The organism is Oceanimonas baumannii (assembly GCF_002245495.1).
In the GTDB taxonomy this organism is placed as follows: Bacteria; Pseudomonadota; Gammaproteobacteria; order Enterobacterales; family Aeromonadaceae; genus Oceanimonas; species Oceanimonas baumannii.
The window spans coordinates 143,168-159,649 of sequence record NZ_NQJF01000003.1; the positions used below are offsets into that span (position 1 = coordinate 143,168).

Here is a 16,482-nt window from a genome sequence, read left to right on the forward strand (position 1 = left end):
GTGTTACCCCTTATGCGTACAGCGGGTTGATCTTGTCGGCGTCGATGCCGTACTTGGCAATGGCGTCGGCCACGACCTGCTTGTCAACGGTGCCCTGCTTGGCCAGCTCGGTCAGCGCAGCAACCACTACGTAGTGCTTGTTCACTTCAAAGTGGCGACGCAGGTTGTCACGGCTGTCGGAACGACCGAAACCATCGGTACCCAGTACCTTGTAGCTGGCAGACGGCATGAAGGCACGAACCTGTTCGGCGTAGTTCTTCATGTAGTCGGTGGCAGCAACGGCCGGCGCATCACCCATTACCTGAGCAATATAGGGCACACGGGCTTCTTCAGTCGGGTGCAGCATGTTCCAGCGCTCCACGTCCTGACCTTCACGGGTCAGTTCGTTGAAGGAGGTCACGCTGTACACGTCGGAGCCGATACCGTATTCCTCAGCCAAGATCTGGGCTGCTTCACGCACGCCCACCAGGATGGTGCCGGAGCCCATCAGCTGCACCTTGCCGTTCTTGCCTTCCACGGTGTCAAGCTTGTAGATACCCTTACGAATGCCTTCCTCGGCACCTTCCGGCATGGCCGGCTGGTGGTAGTTTTCGTTCAGCGTGGTCAGGTAGTAGTACACGTTTTCCGGGTTGTCGCCGTACATGCGACGCAGACCATCCTGCACGATAACCGCGACTTCATAGGCGTAGGTCGGATCATAGGTGATACAGTTCGGGATGGTACCGGCCAGAATGTGGCTGTGACCGTCTTCGTGCTGCAGACCTTCACCGTTCAGAGTAGTACGACCGGAGGTAGCACCCAGCAGGAAACCGCGTGCCTGTTGGTCACCGGCAGCCCAGCACAGATCGCCCACACGCTGGAAACCAAACATCGAGTAGTAGATGTAGAACGGAATCATGGGGCAGTCGTTGGTGCTGTAAGAGGTAGCAGCCGCCAGCCAGGAGGACATGGCACCCAGCTCGTTGATACCTTCCTGCAGAACCTGGCCTTTCTTGTCTTCTTTGTAGTAAGCAACCTGCTCACGGTCCTGCGGTACGTACTGCTGGCCGTGCGGGTTGTAGATACCGATCTGACGGAACAGACCTTCCATACCGAAAGTACGGGCTTCGTCGGCCAGAATGGGCACAACGCGCTTACCGATGGACTTGTCCTTCAGCATGATGTTCAGAGAACGCACGAACGCCATGGTGGTGGAGATTTCACGCTTCTGCTCTTCCAGCAGCGGGGCGAAGTCTTCCAGCGCAGGAATGTCCAGCTTGACGGTGGTTTCCGGCAGACGGGTCGGCAGAAAACCTTTCAGGTTCTGACGACGGGCGTGCAGGTACTCGTGCTCGCGGGAACCTTCCTCGATCTTGATGTAAGGCAGGTTCGGCAGTTCTTCGTCGCTGACTTCGATATTGAAGCGATCGCGGAAGTGCTTGAGTGAAGACATGTCCATCTTCTTGACCTGGTGAGCGATGTTCTTGCCTTCGGCAGCATCGCCCATGCCGTAGCCTTTGATGGTCTTGGCCAGAATAACGGTCGGCTTGCCCTTGGTGTCGGCGGCGTTTTTATACGCGGCAAACATCTTGGCCGGATCGTGACCACCCCGGTTCAGGGCGAAGATCTCTTCGTCGGTCCAGTCCTTCACCAGTGCGGCCGTTTCCGGATATTTGCCGAAGAAGTGCTCACGCACATAGGCACCGTCTTTGGACTTGAAGGTCTGGTAATCACCGTCCAGGGTTTCGTTCATCAGCTGAACCAGCTTGCCGGACTTGTCGTTGGCGATCAGATCGTCCCAGCGACGGCCCCAGATCACTTTAACCACGTTCCAGCCGGCACCGGTGAAGACACCATCCAGTTCGTTGATGATCTTGCCGTTACCCACTACCGGGCCATCCAGGCGCTGCAGGTTACAGTTGATGATGAAGCACAGGTTGTCCAGCTTTTCACGGGCAGCAATGGTCAGCGCACCCTTGGATTCCGGCTCGTCCATCTCGCCGTCACCCAGGTAGGCGTAAACGCGCTGCTCGGAGCAGTCTTTCAGACCACGGTCGGTCAGGTACTTCAGGAAACGAGCCTGATAGATGGCATTGATCGGACCCAGACCCATGGATACGGTCGGGAACTGCCAGAAGTCCGGCATCAGCTTGGGATGCGGATAAGACGGAATACCCTTGCCGTCCACTTCCTGACGGAACATGTCGAGCTGGGCTTCGGTCAGGCGGCCTTCGGCAAAGGCGCGGGCGTAGATACCGGGAGAGATGTGGCCCTGGAAGAACACCAGGTCGCCGCCGTCTTTCTCGTTACGTGCGCGGAAGAAGTGGTTGAACGCCACTTCATACATGGTGGCACTGGAGGAGAAGGAAGACATGTGACCGCCCAGATCCAGATCTTTCTTGGATCCACGCAGTACGATCATGACTGAGTTCCAGCGGATGATGGCACGGATCCGACGTTCCAGATCCCAGTTGCCCGGGTACTCAGGTTCTGCGTCAGTAGCGATGCTGTTGACGTAATCTGAGTGAGCATTGCGGGCCACGGCAACGCCATGCTTGATGGCTTTGGTGGTCAGGCGCTCGTAAATGTACTGAGCGCGCTCAGGTCCTTCTTGACGGATCAAAGACTCCAGGGCGTCAAGCCACTCTTGAGTCTCTATTGAATCCACATCATTTTTCAGGATATCAGACATGGCTGTTTCCTATCTCGTTTGGGGCAAGTGCCCATGGGTTTCGTCGCTGCCGAAGGCATTATTATTCCTGTTGCCGGGTCCGGCGCAGAGAGCGCTGAATACGGCTCTCTTCACGCTGGATCTCCAACAGGGTTTCTTCAATAAAGGCCAGGTGCTCATGACAGGCATCCCTGGCCTTTTCCGGCTCACGAGACAAAATGGTCTGGATCAGATTGGCGCGATGTTTGCGGATCTGTTCCACCATGCCGGCTCGCCGGTTAAGAATCTGAATGTTGCGCAGAATGCTGGACTCCAGCATGGGCTGAATGGCGCGTAACAGGTGCAGCAGCACCACATTGTGAGCCGCCGCCGCCACCGCCAGGTAAAACTCGGCGGCATATTTGGCTTCTGCCGCCAGATCACTCTTTTCCTGGGCCTGAATAATGGCCTGCTGGGCCTCGCGAATGGCGTCAAAATCTGTTTCGGTGCCGCGCATCGCCGCATAAAAGGCAGAAATGCCTTCCATGGTATGGCGAAACTCCAGCAGGTCATACTGGGACTCCGGGTGTTCAGCCAGCAGTTGAAACAGCGGATCCGCCAGCCCCTGGGTCAGAGCATTCTGTACATAGGTGCCTCCGCCTTGCCGGCGGGAAACCAGACCGCGAATTTCCAGATGCTGGATCGCTTCGCGCACAGACGGGCGCGACACCGCAAACTGCTCGGCCAGTTCACGCTCTGGTGGTAATCGCTGCCCCGGCTTCAGGCTGCCTTCCACAATCATCTGCTCCAGTTTGGTCGCAATGGTTTCGGCGAGTTTGGGCTGTTTAATACGCTGGTAGGTCATGCATCCTGCTTCTTGTAATTGGTCATACCAATTAACACTGTTAAAAAAAGGTATCAGAGCAGGCAAGAATTGTCCATGGTTTTTGTGATCATTGCACACAAAGGAGCATTTTTACTCAGGATTTTTTGGGCTAACTCATAAAATTAGCCCAGTCACGGTAAAACACAACAAAACAGAAAATGGTCAGACCAAACGAGGGAAAGAAAGCTCGAAACGGTGAACCGGAAGCAAAGTTGTCACTCCGGCGAAGGCCGGAGTCCATCACACAGACAACAACGGCCTTTCTATGAGCGACAGCACTCCATGCACCTCAACTTTCGACTCCAAGCTTCTAACTTCTAACTTCTAACTTCGCTTTAAATCGTGCCCAGTCAAATCCCGGGCCCGGATCGGTTTTACGGCCGGGTGCAATGTCACTGTGGCCGGTAATGCGCTCTGGGGTAATGGCGGGATACGCCTGCATCACTGCCTGGGTCACCTCGGCCAGCATTTGATACTGCTCCCCGGTGTAGTCACCGGTATCGGTGCCCTCCAGTTCAATGCCGATGGAAAAGTCGTTACAGCGCTCACGCCCTTCAAAACAGGACACCCCCGCATGCCAGGCCCGCTGCTGAAAAGGGACATATTGCACCAGCTCACCATCGCGCCGGATCAGGCAATGGGCCGACACCCGCAACTGATGGATGCCTGCAAAGTAAGGGTGAGCATCCGCATTTAACCGCCCCAGAAACAGGTCATCGATAAACGCATCACCAAAACGTCCCGGCGGCAGGCTGATGCAGTGCACCACCAGCAGGGAAATGTCATTATCGGGGCGATCATCCTGGTGGGGTGATTCACAATGGCGGGCCGGACTCAGCCAGCCGTGATGCAGAGTTAAAGGCATAACAGATCCGTAAGCAAAAGGTGAGCGGAGGTATACTAACAGTTTGAACACGTTTTTCGCCAAGGAGCCAACATGGCGCAACAGCATGATCCGGTGCGCCGGACCGGTCGCATAATGTGGATCCTGGTATGGGGACTGGGATTACTGCTGCTGACCTGGTACTTCAACCAGCGGCTTGAGCAGCAAAGCAACCCCAATCAGCAGGTACAGGTGCTTGACTCAAACAGCATAGTGCTGGAACAAAACCGTTATGGCCACTATGTGGCAAGCGGCACCGTGAATCAGCAACCGGTGGTATTTTTACTCGATACCGGTGCCACCCAGATGGCCGTGCCTCAGACCGTGGCCGCCAGACTGGAGCTGCCGGTAGGTCCCGCCCTCGTTCTCGGCACAGCTGCCGGACAGGTCACCGGCTATCGCACCCATATTAAATCGTTGTCGCTGGGGCCTTTCACCCTGTACGATCTGGACGCCGTCATCATGCCAAGCCAGAGCGAGGAAATTTTACTTGGCATGAATGCCCTGCGCCGCTTTGAGCTGATCCAGCGGGGCTCACAAATGACCATTACCTATTCCGGGCCGGAGCAGTAAATCCGGCATTTCAGCATGACTGTGAACTTGTGACTAAAGGTAGACTCAATGCCCAACTCCATCCTGGCCAAAGAAATCCGCTTTAACGTAACCACCGCCCTCACCGAGGATCTGGGTGGCAGCCCGGACCCCAAACAGGATATTACCGCCATGCTGCTGCCCGAGCCCCAGCAGGTGACCGCTCATCTGATCACCCGTGAAGACGGCGTGTTCTGCGGCCGGGATTTTGCCGAAGAGACCTTTATTCAGCTGGGTAGCCAGGTCAATCTGCACTGGCTGGTACAAGACGGTGACGCCGTCACTGCCGGGCAGCGACTGCTGACCCTTACCGGCCCGGCTCGCGCCATTATGACCGGCGAGCGCACTGCCATGAACTTCATTCAGACCCTGTCGGCGGTGGCCACCGAGACCAAACGCTATGTCGACAAGCTGGCCGGCACCCACTGCCGCCTGCTGGATACCCGCAAGACCCTGCCCGGCCTGCGTCAGGCGCTGAAATATGCGGTCACCTGCGGTGGCGGCCATAATCACCGTATGGGACTGTATGATGCCTACCTGATTAAGGAGAACCACATTTTTGCCTGTGGCGGTATCGACAAGGCGGTCAGTGAAGCACGCCGGCTGCAGCCGGAAAAGCCGGTGGAAGTAGAAGTAGAATCCCTTGCCGAGCTGGAGCTGGCCCTGACTGCCGGTGCCGATATCATCATGCTCGATAACTTCAGCGTACCCGATATGCGCACCGCTGTGGCCACCACCGCCGGCCGCGCCAAGCTGGAAGTATCCGGCAATGTCACCCTGCAGACCATTGCAGAATATGCCGCCACCGGTGTGGACTTTGTGTCTGTCGGCGCGCTGACCAAGCATGTGCAGGCACTGGATCTGTCACTTCGGGTAGAGAGCGAAGCATAATATTCCTGAATAATTCTGATATGCCGGGCTTGCCTGGCATTTTTATTTCCTCTCTACAACCTAGGTTCATCACTAGTCCAGATCTGTGAAATAACCAGCTCATTATTTAATTCACTTTATGGCCCAATACGGCCATATCTTTGCCCTCACCCGGAGTGTGAATTGGGCAAACCCGCTAACGCTTGCTATAGATATAAGGCGGGTATGACAAAGTGAAAGATGCCCGTTTGTCAGGCATTTCAAGGAAGAAGTCATGATAAACAAGACGCAAGCTTACCATCAATACGGCTTTACCCTGATTGAGCTGATGATAGTGGTCGCCATCGTCGCCATTCTGGCGGCAGTGGCCCTGCCGGCATATCAGACCTATACCCAACGCGCCAGATTTACCGAAGTGATTGCAGCCACAGGCCCCGCAAAAACCGCTATTGAAGTCTGTGCGCAGACGGGAGGGAATAATTGTACAACATCAGCGAACGGAGCCTTATCCGGTGCCGTCAATACCGATATTGTAGATAGTGTTGAGGTTACAGCAAATAACAATGAAAAAGGCCCCTGGACCATCACCGCAACCGGAACGGATAAAGTGCAAGACAGTACTTTTATTATGACTGGTGAAGTATCCGGTGGGCGGGTGATTTGGACACAGCCGGCCTCAAGCTCTGACTGCATCGCTGACGGCCTGTGTTAACCCATATGAATACCTTTACCCATATCTCAAACAGCGGTCTGGCCAGAAGTCTGGCAGCCTCCTCGCTGTTGTCCGCTGACGAGCTGGAACAGATCCAGCTCCAGGCCCGGCAGGAAAGCAAGCCGCTCGGCACCATGCTGGTGGAAAAACAGCTGTTGTCATCCGCAGAGCTGGCCCGTTTCTGCGAGCGGGAGTTTATGCAGCCGCTGACCGATCTGGATGACTTTGCCATCGAACAGTTGCCGCTTCCGTATCTGAGCATGGATCTGATTGAACATCATCATGCCATTCCCGTGCACCTGGAAGGCAAGGTCCTGTATCTGGCCATGTCGGATCCCACCAATGTGGCAGCACTGGAAGACTTCAGTTTTCGCTTTAATCTGGTCACCGATACCCTGCTGGTGGAAGAAAGCAAACTGCAGCATCTGCTGCAACGCCTGCAGCAGGGCAACAGTACCAAGCTGGATCTGGATAATATTGCTGATGAAGATATTGCCGAACTGCAGCTGGATGACAGTCCCTCAGAGCTGGAAGACGGCATCAGCCGTAATGAAGAAGATGCCCCCATCGTCCGCTATATCAATAAAATCATGGTGGATGCGGTGCGTAAGGAAGCCTCGGATCTGCACTTTGAACCCTATGAGCGTTTTTTCCGGATCCGCTTTCGTATTGATGGCATGCTGCATGAAGTGGCGTCACCACCGGTGCATCTGGCGGCCCGTTTTGCTGCCCGGCTCAAAGTCATGGCCCGGCTCGATATTGCCGAACGCCGGCTACCTCAGGACGGGCGCATAAAGCTAAAACTGACGGCCTCCAAATCCGTGGATATGCGGGTCAACACCATGCCCACCCTGTGGGGCGAAAAAGTGGTTATTCGTATTCTCGACAGCTCGGCTGCCCGCCTCGATATTGAACAGCTGGGATTTGGCGAAGAACAACAAGCTCTGTACCTCCAGGCACTGAAACGGCCTCAGGGCATGATCCTGGTTACCGGCCCCACCGGCTCGGGAAAAACCGTTTCACTTTATACCGGTTTAAGCATTCTAAACACCGTCACCGCCAATATTTCCACTGCCGAAGATCCGGTGGAAATCAACCTGTCCGGCATCAACCAGGTGCAGATCAACCCTAAAGCCGGGCTGAGCTTTGCTCACGCCCTGCGGGCCTTTCTGCGTCAGGATCCGGACATTATCATGGTGGGGGAAATCCGGGATCTGGAAACCGCCGAAATTGCCGTCAAGGCGGCGCAGACCGGCCACCTGGTCCTCTCCACCCTGCACACCAACTCCGCCGCCGAAACCCTGACCCGGCTCAGCAATATGGGGCTGCCGGCCTATAACATTGCTTCTTCCATCAGCCTGATTATGGCCCAGCGCCTGGCACGCCGGCTGTGCACTCACTGCCGGGAGCCGGAAGAGCTGCCTGCGGAACAACTTACCCGGCTTGGTTTTACCCCTGCCCAACAAGCCAGCGGACTTACCCTTTACCGCGCCGTGGGCTGCCCGCAATGCACCGACGGTTACAAAGGCCGCATCGGTATTTATGAAGTCATGGCCATGAGCAAACGGCTGGCCGATCTGATTATGGAAAATGCCAGTTCACTGGCACTGGCCCGGGCAGCAGAAGAAGAAGGCATGATCACCCTGCGCCGGGCCGCACTGGAAAAAGCCCGGCTTGGCATTATCAGTCTGGCCGAGGTTAACCGGATCACCGGATAGTCCCCACGCGCAAGGAAGGGCCATGACGACGGCAAAAGAATTCCGGGTTTACCCCTACAAGTGGGAAGGTATAAACCGCAGAGGGCAGAGAACCGCCGGTCTGGTGCAGGCGGCGGACCTCAGGGCCGCACGCCGTGAACTGCAGCGCCAGGGCGTGAATGCCTTTAAAATAAAACGCAAAAGTCAGGGCATACTGGCCCGCTTCAGAAACACGGTAACATCTGCCGATATTGCCCTGATTACCCGCCAGGTAGCCACCATGCTGAGTGCAGGGGTGCCATTGGTGCAAACACTGCAGATCATTGCCCGTTCCTATAAAAAACCGGCCATTCGCGAGCTGGCCGCCCTTCTGGCCGCCGATGTCGAAGGAGGAACACCGCTTTCTGCCGCCCTGAGAAAATACCCGCGCCACTTTGATATGCTTTACTGCGATCTGGTGCACTCCGGCGAGCAGACCGGTGCCCTGGAGCATATTTTTGACCGTATTGCAGTTTACCGGGATAAAGCCGAAGCCATTAAGTCAAAAATACGCAAGGCACTGTTTTACCCGACCATCATTATACTGGTAGCGATGGCGGTCACGGCCATTTTACTGCTGTTCGTGATCCCTCAGTTTGAAGAAATATTTGCCGGCTTCGGGGCGACATTGCCGCTGTTTACTCAGCTGGTGATTAATTTCTCCCGCTGGTTACAGCAATACTGGCTGTATATTCTGGGCGGCATAATGGCCGGCGTCTGGCTGTATATACACGCCTGGCACAAGTCACAGAAAGTACGTAATGCCGCCGATCGCTTGGTGTTGCGCCTGCCCATTGTCGGCCATATCCTGCACAAGGCGGCACTTGCCCGTTTTGCCCGCACCCTGGCCACCACCTTTTCTGCCGGCATTCCGCTGGTGGAAGGTCTGCTGTCGTCTGCCGGAGCGTCCGGTAATGTGGTGTATCGCAGAGCCGTACTGAAGATACGTGACGAAGTAATGGCCGGCATGCAGATGAACCTGGCCATGCGCGCGACCGACTTGTTTCCGGATATGGTGGTACAGATGGTGCTGATCGGTGAAGAGTCAGGCGCCGTAGACGACATGATGCACAGAGTAGCCGACATTTATGAACGTGAGGTTGACGATGCCGTTGCCGGCCTTTCCAGCCTGATTGAGCCGCTGATCATGGTCATACTCGGGGTTTTGGTTGGCGCTCTGGTCATTGCCATGTATCTTCCCATCTTTAACCTGGGCAGCGTGATACGCTAATGAAAACAATCGGCTGTATCGCCATGCAAAGCAGCAGCTCGGCTGCACTCCGCCGACACGCTTCAAGCCCATCCATGGGACGCTCGGCAATCCCCGCTGCTGCTTCGGGAAACTGTCGTGCTTCCTGTGAAAACTGACAGTCAGCTCGGTGTTCCGCCGAGGAGAGCAAGAGGCGTCTGCTTCGTCGCACCCTCTGCGCCAGTGCAGAAAATTGCTCCTGCATTTTCGGCATTTCCGCCATCCATGGCGGTCAGGTGCGCAGCGGAGCCCCCATGGGGCGAGCTTGCTCGCTGTGACAAAATGTTTCAACCCGACCGAACATTCAATATGTTCGCAGCGGGTTGAAGCATTGAGTGGCACATCATTACGGCGTGTCGGCGAAGTAGTTGCTTTTGCTCGACGACGCAGTACGCCCCGGCAAGCAAATACCAATACTGGAAACCTCATGACCCAATTGTTCGACAATGCCACCCTGCTTTATATCGCCATCCCCCTGCTGGGGTTGCTGGTGGGCAGTTTTCTCAATGTAGTTATCCACCGGCTGCCGCTGATGATGCAGCGGGAATGGCAGCGTGAGTGTGCCGAGTTAAACGGTGGCACGATAACTGAAGACACCGCTTTCAACCTGTGTGTACCCCGCTCCCGCTGCCCGCACTGTGAGCATACGCTGGCTGCCAAAGACAATATTCCCGTACTCAGCTGGTTGTGGCTGAAAGGCCACTGCCGCTATTGCAACGAGCCCATTGCCAGACGCTATCCGCTGGTGGAACTGACTTCGGCGCTGCTGGCGGCGCTGATGCTTTGGCGCTTCGGGCCCGGCCTGCAGCTGGTGGCGGCGCTGATATTCAGCTGGCTGCTGCTGTGCATGACGCTGATCGATCTGGATCACCTGCTGCTGCCCGATAACCTGACGCTGCCGTTACTATGGCTCGGACTGTTACTGAATGTGGGTGAGCTGTTTGTTTCTCTGCAGTCTGCGGTCATCGGTGCCGCCGCCGGCTACGGCGTGTTGTGGAGCCTGTACTGGCTGTTTAAACTGGCCACCGGCAAGGAAGGCATGGGCTACGGTGACTTTAAACTGCTGGCCGCCATCGGTGCCTGGTTTGGCTGGCAAAGCCTGCTGCCGGTGCTGTTGCTGGCATCCTTCAGCGGTGCCGCTCTGGGACTGACCCTGATGGCAATACGCCGGCTGGGCGAAGACAGAGTACTGCCCTTTGGCCCGGCGCTGGCACTGGGCGGCTGGTGTTATCTGATGTGGGGAACGGACGTAGTCAACTTTTACTGGAGAGTGGCATTGTGAGCTATGTAGTAGGGCTGACCGGCGGCATCGGCAGCGGCAAAAGCACGGTGGCAGAGCTGTTCGCCGAGTTGGGGGTGGACATTATCGATGCCGATATCATTGCCCGAGAAATAGTCGAGCCCGGTCAGCCGGCGCTGGCCGCCATCGCTGCGCATTTTGGCCCCGGTGTGATGACCGCCAGCGGCCATCTGGACCGGCGCGCCCTGCGGGAGCGCGTGTTTAACCTCCCGCAAGAGAAAGCCTGGCTCAATGCCCTGCTGCACCCGATAATTCGTGAACGTATGGTCGCCGCCTGCGCTGCCAGTGTCTCTCCCTACTGCCTGCTGGTAGTGCCGCTGCTGGTAGAAAACAACCTCACCAGCCTGTGTCAGCGCGTACTGGTGGTCGATGTCAGCCCAGACATTCAGCTGCAACGCACGGTAAAGCGGGACAGCAGCAGCGAAGCACAAATCCGTGCCATTATGGCCGCCCAGGCCAGCCGGGAACAACGGCTCGCTGCCGCCGACGACATCATCAACAACAACAGCCCCGACAAGGCGGGGCTGCAACGAGAAGTGGCACGGCTGCACCGGCACTATGTGGGATTAGCACAAGAACTCAAGGGAAAGGGCTAAGATGTGCCACACAAGCAAAGCCGGGCACCTGCTCTGAGGCTGGAGATTTGCTTCATCAACACCATTAACCACCGTCATCTCCGCGCAGGCGGAGATCCATGACAGATGCTCCCGCTTTCGCGGAGTGACAACAGAAAAGATGAAGAGTTATCGGCCGTTTGAGGAGGCCTTGCGCTCACTCAAACGGCCGCCCGCTTATACGGTGCGGGTAAAAATCAGATCCCAGACGCCATGGCCCAGACGGTGGCCGCGCTGTTCAAACTTGGTCAGAGGCCGGTAGTCAGGACGTGGCATATAATCGCCGTCGGTGGCCGCACTGGCATAACCAGGAGCCACCTTCATCACTTCCAGCATATGCTCAGCGTAGTTTTCCCAGTCGGTGGCCATGTGGAATTCACCGCCAATTTTCAGCTTGCTGCGCACCATTTCTACAAACTCGGGTCGCACAATACGGCGCTTGTGGTGGCGCTTTTTGTGCCAGGGATCCGGGAAAAACAACTGCACCCGGTCCAGACTTTGCTCGGGCAACATTTGTTCAAATACTTCCACCGCATCGTGACACATCACCCGCAGGTTGGTGAGACCGGCTTCCGCCGCCCCCATCAGACAGGCACCCACACCCGGGGTGTGCACTTCAATACCGATAAAGTCCTGCTCCGGAGCGGCAGCAGCCATTTCCACCAGTGAGCCCCCCATGCCAAAGCCGATTTCCAGCACACGGGGCGCAGAACGGCCGAACACGGTATCCAGATCAAGCAGCTCACCGCTGAAATCAATGCCCATTACCGGCCATTGCTCTGCCATCGCCTTTTCCTGGCCCTTGGTCAGGCGGCCTTCCCGGCGCACAAAGCTGCGAATTTTGCGCTTGCGCAGCTCTTCTTCGGTCTGGGCGGGCGGCGTTTGTTCAGTCATCTTAATTCTCCGGCAGGCAATGAAGTGCGAATTATCCAAAGTTAAGCCAAAGGTGCAAGCCGAAAACATACCAGAGAGTATGGTCGACCTGTCATGCCCTGTTCATCCCGGTTTCATCTGCGCCCAAGACACGCATAAAAAAAGGGGCCTGTCGTCGACAGGCCCCTCTGGATCCACACTATTTCGTGCTTAACGCTGCGGACGCAGCGTCGGGAACAGGATCACATCGCGAATGGTGTGAGAATCGGTCAGCAGCATCACCAAACGGTCGATGCCGATGCCCTGGCCGGCGGTAGGCGGCAGGCCGTGTTCCAGAGAAGTGACATAGTCCTCGTCATAGAACATGGCTTCGTCGTCGCCGGCGTCCTTCTGCTCCACCTGGTCGCGGAAGCGCTGGGCCTGATCTTCGGCGTCATTCAGCTCGGAGAAGCCGTTGGCAATCTCGCGGCCACCGATAAAGAACTCAAAGCGGTCGGTGATGCTCGGATCCTCGTCGTTACGACGGGCCAGCGGCGACACTTCGGCCGGATATTCGGTGATGAAGGTCGGCTGGATCAGACGGTGCTCGGCGGTCTCTTCAAAGATCTCGGTGATCACACGGCCCAGGCCCCAGGTCTTCTCAACCTTAATCTTGAGATCCTTGGCCACTTCACAGGCGCTCTCAAAGGTCGCCAGCTGGTCCAGGGTCACTTCCGGGTTGTACTTGAGGATGGCGTCTTTCATGCTCAGACGGGCAAACGGCTTGCCGAAGTCAAAGGTTTCTTCGCCGTACTGCACCTCGGCGCTACCCAGTACCTCGGTGGTAACGGTGCGCAGCATTTCCTCGGTGAAGTCCATCAGATCGCGGTAATCAGCGTAGGCCCAGTAGAACTCCATCATGGTGAATTCGGGGTTGTGCCGGGGCGACAGACCTTCGTTACGGAAGTTGCGGTTGATCTCGAACACCTTCTCGAAACCACCCACTACCAGCCGCTTCAGGTACAGCTCGGGGGCGATACGCAGGTACATGTCCAGATCCAGCGCATTGTGATGAGTGATAAAGGGACGGGCCGAAGCGCCACCCGGGATCACCTGCATCATGGGCGTTTCCACTTCCATGAAGCCGTGGTTGTTCATAAAGCTGCGAATGGCGGCCATCACCTTGGAGCGCACCACGAAGGTCTGACGGGAATTCTCGTTGGTGATCAGATCCAGATAACGCTGACGATAGCGGGTTTCCTGGTCGGACAGGCCGTGGAACTTCTCCGGCAGCGGGCGCAGCGCCTTGGTCAGCAGCTGGAAGCTGTCCATATTGACGTAGAGATCACCCTTGCCGGACTTGTGCAGGGTACCGGTGACGCCGATGATATCGCCGATATCAAGGCCGTTGTATTGCTCCTTGATCTGCTTCTGAGCATCCTTGGTGGCATAGGCCTGAATACGGCCGGACATGTCCTGCAGGGCCAGAAAGGGACCGCGCTTGGCCATGATGCGGCCGGCCACGGAAGCTACCTTGCCCAGCGATTCCAGGGTCTCTTTGTCGTGTTCACCGAATTCAGCCTGCAGATCTGCAGCCAGATGCTCACGGCGGAAATCGTTGGGATGACCATTGGCCGGACAGTCCTTGCGGATCTGCTCAAGCTTGGCCCGGCGCTCGGCAATGAGCTTGTTTTCGTCTTGTTGCTGCTCTGTCGTCATGATAAAGCCTTGTTTGAATTGTATTACAGCCCGGATTTAAGGCTGGCTTCAATAAACTTGTCCAGATCGCCGTCCAGCACCGATTGGGTGTTGCGGGTCTCCACACCGGTACGCAGATCCTTAATACGGGCGTCATCCAGCACATAAGAGCGGATCTGGCTGCCCCAGCCAATGTCGGACTTGCTGTCTTCCAGCGCCTGTTTTTCGGCGTTCTGTTTCTGCAGTTCCAGCTCATAAAGCTTGGCTTTCAGCTGTTTCATCGCCTGATCGCGGTTTTTGTGCTGAGAACGGTCGTTCTGACACTGCACCACCACACCGGTAGGCTCGTGGGTAATCCGCACTGCCGAGTCGGTCCGGTTTACGTGCTGACCACCGGCACCGGAGGCGCGGTAGGTATCAATACGCAGATCCGCCGGGTTGATATCGATTTCGATATCATCGTCAATTTCCGGATAAACAAAAGCAGAGCAGAACGAGGTATGACGACGGCCACCTGAATCAAACGGTGACTTACGCACCAGGCGATGAACACCGGACTCGGTGCGCAGCCAGCCATAGGCATATTCACCGGAAAAACGCACGGTGGCGGACTTGATACCGGCCACTTCGCCTTCCGACAATTCGGTGATTTCGGTCTTGAAACCGCGGGCCTCGCCCCAGCGCAGGTACATGCGCAACACCATGTTGCACCAGTCCTGGGCCTCGGTACCGCCGGAGCCGGACTGCAGATCCAGGTAGCAGTCGGACGCATCCTGCTCGCCGGAAAACATGCGGCGAAACTCCAGATCTTCGAGCTTTTTCTCAAGGCCGGCCAGATCGGATTTGGCTTCTTCGAAGGTGTCTTCGTCTTCTTCTTCTACCGCCAGCTCAACCAGCTCGCCGATGTCGGCAATGCCCTGATCCAGTTCTTCCAGGGTTCCGACCACGGTTTCCAGAGCGGATCTTTCCTTACCCAGTGCCTGGGCACGCTCGGGCTGGTTCCACACATCCGGCTGCTCCAGCTCGGCGTTTACTTCTTCCAGACGCTCTTTCTTGGCGTCATAGTCAAAGGTACCCCCTAAGAAGCTGCGCCCGTTCAGACAGCTCCTTAAGTTTGTTGTACACAGGGTTTGTTTCAAACATGGACTGACAGACTCTCTGTTTACTTGATGAATAGTTTGGCCCGGGGCCGCAATTAAGGCAGCCATTCTACCGAAAAGCCGTTTAAAACGCAGCCATGCGCGGTGACTTTAGTCAGGACATCTCATTCCCTTTGATATCAATTTATTACACTGACTTTCTTACCAGTGCCAATCTTTGTGCTAATACTCTAAATGGCATCGCGGTTTTATGCCCCAAATGAGTAACACCATTATTCATACAACGCATTCAAGAGGACGTGATTATGACAGGCAAAGGAACAGCGGTGATTCTGATGGCCGGCAGCCTGCTGGCGCTTCCCCTCCAGGCTGCCACCCTGGACGAAGTGAAACAGCGGGGAGAGCTGAAGTGCGGTGTTAACAGCGGCTTACCCGGCTTTTCCAACCCCGATGACAAGGGCGTATGGAAAGGGCTGGATGTGGATCTGTGCCGGGGTATTGCCGCCGCCATTTTCAATGATGCCGGCAAAGTGCAGTACATTCCTCTGAACGCCAAGGAACGCCTGACCGCGCTGCAGTCGGGTGAAATTGATGTGCTGTCGCGTAATACTACCTGGACTTCCAGCCGGGACACCGAGCTGGGCGTTAACTTCACCGGCGTCAATTATTACGATGGCCAGGGTTTTCTGATCAACAAAAACCTGGGGGTCAGCAGTGCCAAGGATCTGGACGGTGCAGCCATCTGTATTCAGTCGGGCACCACCACCGAACTGAACGTTGCCGATTATTTCCGCCGCAACGGCATCAGCTACAGCGCAGTGGTCTTTGACACCTCGGAGCAGACGGTACAGGGGCTGGAAGCCGGCCGCTGCGATGTACTGACTTCGGACCTGTCCCAGCTTTATGCACTGCGTATCAAGCTGTCCAAACCCGACGATGCGGTCGCCCTGCCCGAAGTGATTTCCAAAGAGCCTTTGGGGCCGTCGGTACGCCAGGGGGATGATCAGTGGTTCAATATCGTGAAATGGACCCACTTTGCCATGGTCAATGCGGAAGAGCTGGGGCTGAGCAAGGACAATATCGACAGCATGAAAGACAGCAAAAACCCGGATATTCGTCGTTTGCTGGGGCTGGATGCCGACTTTGGTAAAGGCATGGGGCTCGACAAGGACTGGGCCTATCGCATTATCAAACTGGTGGGCAACTACGGCGAAGTGTTTGATGCCAACGTAGGCCAGGGTTCACCGCTGAAAATTGATCGGGGCCTGAACGCGTTATGGACCGAGGGCGGTCTGCAATATGCGCCTCCGGTACGTTGATACCATACGGGCTGCCTGTGGGCAGCCCATTATCAACGGGTGA

Annotated in this window: 14 protein-coding genes; 8 read left to right on the forward strand and 6 right to left on the reverse strand. The window is 56.3% G+C overall.

Features of this window, described 5'->3' with window-relative positions; translation table 11 throughout:
* Positions 1-10: 10 nt before the first annotated feature.
* The 3 genes from aceE to ampD form a co-directional block, all read right to left on the reverse strand.
* Complete coding sequence (aceE, locus tag B6S09_RS04540) at positions 11-2,671, reverse strand: pyruvate dehydrogenase (acetyl-transferring), homodimeric type (RefSeq protein ID WP_094277316.1); 2,661 nt, start codon at positions 2,669-2,671, stop codon at positions 11-13.
* A gap of 61 nt (positions 2,672-2,732) precedes the next feature.
* Positions 2,733-3,494 (reverse strand): pyruvate dehydrogenase complex transcriptional repressor PdhR, encoded by a 762-nt coding sequence (pdhR, locus tag B6S09_RS04545; RefSeq protein ID WP_094277317.1) that lies wholly within the window; start codon positions 3,492-3,494, stop codon positions 2,733-2,735.
* A 331-nt stretch (positions 3,495-3,825) separates the two neighbouring features.
* Positions 3,826-4,380: a 1,6-anhydro-N-acetylmuramyl-L-alanine amidase AmpD gene (gene ampD / locus B6S09_RS04550; protein WP_094277318.1), complete on the reverse strand. Its 555-nt coding sequence runs from the start codon at positions 4,378-4,380 to the stop codon at positions 3,826-3,828.
* Positions 4,381-4,452: 72 nt separating this feature from the next.
* Between ampD and B6S09_RS04555 the strand changes: the two genes are divergently transcribed.
* The 7 genes from B6S09_RS04555 (at position 4,453) to coaE (ending at position 11,452) form a co-directional block, all read left to right on the forward strand.
* On the forward strand, positions 4,453-4,971 hold the full coding sequence (locus tag B6S09_RS04555) for a retropepsin-like aspartic protease family protein (protein ID WP_094277319.1): 519 nt from the start codon (positions 4,453-4,455) through the stop codon (positions 4,969-4,971).
* Positions 4,972-5,031: 60 nt separating this feature from the next.
* A complete protein-coding gene (gene nadC, locus B6S09_RS04560) occupies positions 5,032-5,880 on the forward strand; it encodes a carboxylating nicotinate-nucleotide diphosphorylase (protein WP_166670272.1) in 849 nt (282 codons plus the stop codon).
* Positions 5,881-6,133: 253 nt separating this feature from the next.
* A complete protein-coding gene (locus B6S09_RS04565; RefSeq protein ID WP_094277321.1) occupies positions 6,134-6,571 on the forward strand; it encodes a pilin in 438 nt (145 codons plus the stop codon).
* 5 nt (positions 6,572-6,576) lie between these two features.
* Positions 6,577-8,289, forward strand: coding sequence for a type IV-A pilus assembly ATPase PilB (gene pilB, locus B6S09_RS04570; protein WP_094277322.1), 1,713 nt, complete (start codon positions 6,577-6,579; stop codon positions 8,287-8,289).
* 22 nt (positions 8,290-8,311) lie between these two features.
* The gene (locus B6S09_RS04575) at positions 8,312-9,538 is read left to right on the forward strand and encodes a type II secretion system F family protein (RefSeq protein WP_094277323.1); all 1,227 of its coding nucleotides are present in this window, start codon (positions 8,312-8,314) and stop codon (positions 9,536-9,538) included.
* 445 nt (positions 9,539-9,983) lie between these two features.
* The gene (locus B6S09_RS04580) at positions 9,984-10,838 is read left to right on the forward strand and encodes a prepilin peptidase (RefSeq protein ID WP_094277324.1); all 855 of its coding nucleotides are present in this window, start codon (positions 9,984-9,986) and stop codon (positions 10,836-10,838) included.
* Complete coding sequence (coaE, locus tag B6S09_RS04585; RefSeq protein WP_094277325.1) at positions 10,835-11,452, forward strand: dephospho-CoA kinase; 618 nt, start codon at positions 10,835-10,837, stop codon at positions 11,450-11,452. Before B6S09_RS04580 ends, coaE begins: the two co-directional genes overlap by 4 nt.
* Before the next feature lie 195 nt (positions 11,453-11,647).
* Here the strand turns inward: coaE and trmB are convergent, their stop codons facing one another.
* The 3 genes from trmB to prfB all read right to left on the reverse strand — a co-directional run bounded on the left by trmB (position 11,648) and on the right by prfB (position 15,163).
* Complete coding sequence (gene trmB / locus B6S09_RS04590; protein WP_094277326.1) at positions 11,648-12,364, reverse strand: tRNA (guanosine(46)-N7)-methyltransferase TrmB; 717 nt, start codon at positions 12,362-12,364, stop codon at positions 11,648-11,650.
* A 189-nt stretch (positions 12,365-12,553) separates the two neighbouring features.
* On the reverse strand, positions 12,554-14,041 hold the full coding sequence (gene lysS / locus B6S09_RS04595) for a lysine--tRNA ligase (protein WP_094277327.1): 1,488 nt from the start codon (positions 14,039-14,041) through the stop codon (positions 12,554-12,556).
* 23 nt (positions 14,042-14,064) lie between these two features.
* Positions 14,065-15,163, reverse strand: a protein-coding gene (prfB, locus tag B6S09_RS04600) for a peptide chain release factor 2 (protein WP_134113955.1) whose coding sequence is annotated in 2 segments (ribosomal slippage) — positions 14,065-15,087 and positions 15,089-15,163 — 1,098 coding nt in all. Because the reading frame shifts where the segments join, the coding sequence is not laid out codon by codon here.
* 262 nt (positions 15,164-15,425) lie between these two features.
* Between prfB and B6S09_RS04605 the strand changes: the two genes are divergently transcribed.
* A complete protein-coding gene (locus B6S09_RS04605) occupies positions 15,426-16,439 on the forward strand; it encodes an amino acid ABC transporter substrate-binding protein (protein ID WP_094277328.1) in 1,014 nt (337 codons plus the stop codon).
* Positions 16,440-16,482: the final 43 nt, after the last annotated feature.

What these genes read in the sequence shown, in the direction of transcription:
- aceE (WP_094277316.1), bottom strand. Translation starts at nt 2,671, where the DNA reads ATGTCTGATATCCTGAAAAATGATGTGGATTCAATAGAGACTCAAGAG.
- pdhR (WP_094277317.1), bottom strand. Translation starts at nt 3,494, where the DNA reads ATGACCTACCAGCGTATTAAACAGCCCAAACTCGCCGAAACCATTGCG.
- ampD (WP_094277318.1), bottom strand. Translation starts at nt 4,380, where the DNA reads ATGCCTTTAACTCTGCATCACGGCTGGCTGAGTCCGGCCCGCCATTGT.
- B6S09_RS04555 (WP_094277319.1), top strand. Translation starts at nt 4,453, where the DNA reads ATGGCGCAACAGCATGATCCGGTGCGCCGGACCGGTCGCATAATGTGG.
- B6S09_RS04565 (WP_094277321.1), top strand. Translation starts at nt 6,134, where the DNA reads ATGATAAACAAGACGCAAGCTTACCATCAATACGGCTTTACCCTGATT.
- pilB (WP_094277322.1), top strand. Translation starts at nt 6,577, where the DNA reads ATGAATACCTTTACCCATATCTCAAACAGCGGTCTGGCCAGAAGTCTG.
- B6S09_RS04575 (WP_094277323.1), top strand. Translation starts at nt 8,312, where the DNA reads ATGACGACGGCAAAAGAATTCCGGGTTTACCCCTACAAGTGGGAAGGT.
- B6S09_RS04580 (WP_094277324.1), top strand. Translation starts at nt 9,984, where the DNA reads ATGACCCAATTGTTCGACAATGCCACCCTGCTTTATATCGCCATCCCC.
- trmB (WP_094277326.1), bottom strand. Translation starts at nt 12,364, where the DNA reads ATGACTGAACAAACGCCGCCCGCCCAGACCGAAGAAGAGCTGCGCAAG.
- lysS (WP_094277327.1), bottom strand. Translation starts at nt 14,041, where the DNA reads ATGACGACAGAGCAGCAACAAGACGAAAACAAGCTCATTGCCGAGCGC.
- B6S09_RS04605 (WP_094277328.1), top strand. Translation starts at nt 15,426, where the DNA reads ATGACAGGCAAAGGAACAGCGGTGATTCTGATGGCCGGCAGCCTGCTG.